The organism is Bradyrhizobium sp. SRL28, assembly GCF_018596315.1.
Taxonomy (GTDB): domain Bacteria; phylum Pseudomonadota; class Alphaproteobacteria; order Rhizobiales; family Xanthobacteraceae; genus Bradyrhizobium.
Map to the genome: position 1 here is coordinate 1 of NZ_JAHEAG010000247.1, position 356 is coordinate 356.

The following is a 356-nucleotide window of genomic DNA, read 5'->3' on the forward strand; positions in this document are numbered from 1 at the left end:
TTGTTCCAACAGTAGAGTGGTGCAGTTCGCCTCCTTTGGTTTTGATACAAGTGTTTCAGAGCTTGTCATGGCGTTTGGCTCAGGAGCCGCCTTGCACTTGCCTGCGGGTGAGATCCGTCAATCGACCAAAGAGCTATCGGACTATCTGCGAAACGAAGCCATCACGCATGCGACGTTGCCTCCAGCATTGCTTCAGGGAAGCCAGCATCTGGAATATTTGGCGTCGCAACTTCTCGTACTTGCTGGAGAGCTCCCGAAGGCCGAGCTTATCCGAGCCCTGCCTGCAGCATCTATTGTCAACGCCTATGGACCTACCGAAGCAACAGTCTGCGCGACGACGTGGAGCTGCCCGGCTG

The 356-nt window shown here is 55.3% G+C and carries 1 protein-coding gene; it reads left to right on the plus strand.

The genetic code is table 11. The annotated features are described in order from the left end of the window. Positions 1-19 precede the first annotated feature (19 nt). A partial coding sequence (locus tag KIP88_RS46205) for an AMP-binding protein (RefSeq protein ID WP_308163855.1) occupies positions 20-356 on the plus strand: 337 nt, incomplete at its 3' end.